The organism is Streptomyces adustus (assembly GCF_009377175.1).
In the GTDB taxonomy this organism is placed as follows: Bacteria; Actinomycetota; Actinomycetes; order Streptomycetales; family Streptomycetaceae; genus Streptomyces; species Streptomyces adustus.
Window position 1 is genome coordinate 1 of record NZ_VJZD01000463.1, and the last position, 3,337, is coordinate 3,337.

General features: G+C 73.6%; 4 protein-coding genes. All 4 read right to left on the reverse strand.

The window, feature by feature from the left end; translation table 11 throughout:
• Positions 1-53 precede the first annotated feature (53 nt).
• Entirely contained in the window at positions 54-650 is a 597-nt protein-coding gene (locus FNH09_RS45555) for a SigE family RNA polymerase sigma factor (RefSeq protein ID WP_152895742.1), read from the reverse strand.
• Between the two features lie 147 nt (positions 651-797).
• Entirely contained in the window at positions 798-1,964 is a 1,167-nt protein-coding gene (locus FNH09_RS45560; protein WP_152895743.1) for a lipid-transfer protein, read from the reverse strand.
• Positions 1,961-2,389, reverse strand: coding sequence for a MaoC family dehydratase (locus FNH09_RS45565; RefSeq protein ID WP_152895744.1), 429 nt, complete (start codon positions 2,387-2,389; stop codon positions 1,961-1,963). The genes FNH09_RS45560 and FNH09_RS45565 overlap by 4 nt, the downstream gene beginning before the upstream one ends.
• A partial coding sequence (locus tag FNH09_RS45570) for a bifunctional MaoC family dehydratase N-terminal/OB-fold nucleic acid binding domain-containing protein (RefSeq protein ID WP_202919895.1) occupies positions 2,386-3,337 on the reverse strand: 952 nt, incomplete at its 5' end. The genes FNH09_RS45565 and FNH09_RS45570, both read right to left, overlap by 4 nt.

Sequence of the window (3,337 nt, forward strand, 5' to 3'; positions counted from 1 at the left end):
GGCCTCCCCAGGACCTCCCCAGGGCCCCCTTCACATCTCCACGGACCAGGTCGCTAGCGGACGAGCCCGAGTTCGGGATCCTCGCGGAGCTTGCCGAGGGCGCGCGACACCGCCGACTTCACCGTGCCGACCGAGACACCGAGCAGCTCGGCCGTCTGGACCTCGCTCAGATCCTCGTAGTACCGCAGGACGACCATCGCCCGCTGCCGGTCGGGCAACTTCATGATCGCCCGCCACATCGCATCGTGCAGCGCCTGCCGCTCGGCCGGGTCGTCTCCCCCGCCGGGCACGGGCTCCGGCTCGGGCAGTTCCTCGCACGAGAACTCGTCGACCTTGCGCTTGCGCCACTGCGAGGTGCGGGTGTTCACCAGCGCCCGGCGCACATAGCCGTCGAGCGCCCGGTGGTCCTCGATCCGCTCCCAGGCGGCGTACGTCTTGGTCAGCGCGGTCTGCAACAGGTCCTCGGCGTCGCTCGGGTTCGCGGTCAGCGCCCGGGCGGTCCGCAGCAGCACCGGCTGCCGGGCCCGTACGTACGACGAGAACGACGGGTAGACCGGGGCCCCGACGGCCGGACGGAGCCGGGGCTGCGGGCGGCTCTGCCGCGCTGGAGCAGCGGCGGTGGAAGCGCTGGTGCAGACGGGTGTGGTCATGGCTCCACGCTATGAGCGACCTGCGCCCGGGCGGATCGGCCGCAGGTCCCGAAGGGGTGTCCCCCTCAGGTTGTAGGGGTGGGGCCGGCCCCACCTCCTGAAGGTGGAGCCACGGCCGGGGTCTACTGCGGGTTGACCCCTGGGGGCTCAGCCGTCCGCGGCCAGGACCAGCCCCGACGTCGGCACCCCGGTGCCCGCGGTCACCAGGGCCCGGCGGGCGCCGGGTACCCGGTTCACGGCCGTGCCGCGCAGCTGGCGTACCGCTTCCGCGATGCCGTTCATCCCGTGGAGGTAGGCCTCTCCGAGCTGCCCGCCGTGGGTGTTGACCGGCAGCCGCCGCTCGGCCACGAAGTCCGCGGCCTCTCCCCGCCCGCAGAAGCCGAACTCCTCCAGCTGCATCAGCACGAACGGGGTGAAGTGGTCGTACAGGATGCCCACGTCGATGTCGGCGGGACCGAGCCCGGACGTCCGCCACAGCTGGCGGGCCACCACGCCCATCTCCGGCAGCCCCGTCAGGTCGTCGCGGTAGAAGCTGGTCATCTGCTCCTGGGCGCGGCCGGCGCCCTGCGCGGCCGCCGCGACGACGGCCGGCGGGTGCGGCAGATCGCGGGCCCGCTCCACCGAGGTGACGACGAGGGCCTGCCCGCCGTCCGTCTCCTGGCAGCAGTCCAGCAGGCGCAACGGCTCGACGATCCACCGGGAGGCGGCGTGGTCGGCGAGGGTGATGGGCCTGCCGTGGAAGTACGCCGCCGGGTTGGTCGCGGCGTACTCGCGGTCCACCACGGCCACCTGCCCGAAGGCCGCCGGGGTCAGCCCGTAGGCGTGCAGATAGCGCTGGGCCGCCATCGCCACCCAGGAGGCGGGGGTGAGCAGTCCGAACGGCAGCGCCCAGCCGAGCGCCGCGCCCTCCGCCGACGGCTCCCGGTGCTGGACCCCCGAGCCGAAGCGGCGCCCCGACCGCTCGTTGAAGGCCCGGTAGCAGACGACCACCTCCGCGACCCCCGCCGCCACGGCGAGCGCCGCCTGCTGGACGGTCGCGCAGGCCGCTCCGCCGCCGTAGTGCACCCGGGAGAAGAAGGACAGCTCGCCCATCCCGCAGGCCTGGGCCACCGTGATCTCCGGGCTGGTGTCCATCGTGAAGGTGACCAGGCCGTCCACGTCGGCCGGCGTCAGCCCCGCGTCCGCCAGTGCCGCCCGCACCGCCTCCGCCGCCAGCCGCAGCTCGCTGCGGCCCGAGTCCTTGGAGAACTCCGTGGCCCCGATGCCGACGATCGCCGCGCGCCCGCCGAGGGAGTCCCGCCCGCGCACGCTCATGCCGCGCCTCCCGGCGAGGCGGACGGGACGGTGAGGGTGACCGTGCCGGTGACATGGCGGCCGATGCCGTTCGTCCCGGTCACCCAGACGGTGACGGTGGCGCCGTCGACCTCCTCCACCCTGCCGGTCAACACCATGGTGTCCCCCGGGTAGTTGGGCGCGCCCAGCCGGATGGCCACCCCGCGGAGCACGGCCGAGGGGCCGAAGTGGTCCGTGATGTACCTGCCGACCAGGCCGTTGGTGGTGAGGATGTTCATGAAGATGTCGGGGGAGCCCTTGTCGCGGGCCAGTTCGGGATCGTGGTGCACGTCCTGGTAGTCGCGGGAGGCGACGGCCCCGGCGACGATCAGCGTGCGGGTGATCTCGATCTCCAGCGGCGGCAGCCGGTCCCCGGCCGTCGCGCTCGTCACGCTCGTCGCGCTCATGCGGCGCCCTCCCCGGCCCGGAAGACGGGCAGCACCAGGTCCTCGTCGTAGGTCTGGAACACGAGCCGCACCGGCATCCCGATCCGCACCTTGTCGTACGGCACCCCGATCACGTTGCTGACCATCCGCACCCCCTCGGCCAGTTCGATCAGCCCGACCGCGTAGGGGCCCGCCGGGCCGGGACCTCCCTCGGACGGCGAGAAGGCCGGGAAGCGGGGGTGGTGCATGACGACGTACGAGTACACCGTGCCCGCGCCGCTCGCCTCGACGGTGTCCCAGTCCGGGCAGCCGCAGGCGTTGCAGCCCGGCAGCCACGGATGGCGCAGGGCGGCGCAGCCGGTACAGCGCTGGATGAGCAGCCGGCGCCGCGCCACCCCCTCCCAGAAGCCGGCGTTGTCGCGGTTGACGACCGGGCGGGGGCGCGGCGGCTTCGGCTGCCGGCGTACGGGCGCGTACTTGAGGATGCGGAATCGGTGGGTGCCGGCGAGCTCGGCGCCCACGCGCACGTCCGTCCGGGTCGTGACGAAGTACCCGGTGCCCAGTCGGGTCGTCTTGCGCGCCGACACCGACTCGATCACCGCCTCGAAGGTGATCTCGTCACCCGGGCGCAGCGGGCGCAGGTACTCCTGCTCGCTGTCGGTGGCGACGACCGAGGTGCAGCCGGCCTCGTCGAGCAGCGCGAGCAGTTCGTCGTACGCCTCCGTCCGCCCGCCGCGCCCGGCCCGATCTGCCCGATCCGCCTCATCAGCGCTTTCCGCGTGACCCGCGTGACCCGCGTGATCCGCGTGATCCGCGTGCCCGGTCAGGCCGCCCATGGTCCACACCTGGAGCATGGTGGCCGGGGCGACAGCGTCGGGCCCCCGGTATGCCGGGCCGGTGTCGCCCATCGCCTCGCACCAGTGCCGGATCATCGGCGCGTTGACGGGGTCCTTGCCCACCCCGCCGACC

What these genes read in the sequence shown, in the direction of transcription:
- FNH09_RS45565 (WP_152895744.1), bottom strand. Translation starts at nt 2,389, where the DNA reads ATGAGCGCGACGAGCGTGACGAGCGCGACGGCCGGGGACCGGCTGCCG.
- FNH09_RS45555 (WP_152895742.1), bottom strand. Translation starts at nt 650, where the DNA reads ATGACCACACCCGTCTGCACCAGCGCTTCCACCGCCGCTGCTCCAGCG.
- FNH09_RS45560 (WP_152895743.1), bottom strand. Translation starts at nt 1,964, where the DNA reads ATGAGCGTGCGCGGGCGGGACTCCCTCGGCGGGCGCGCGGCGATCGTC.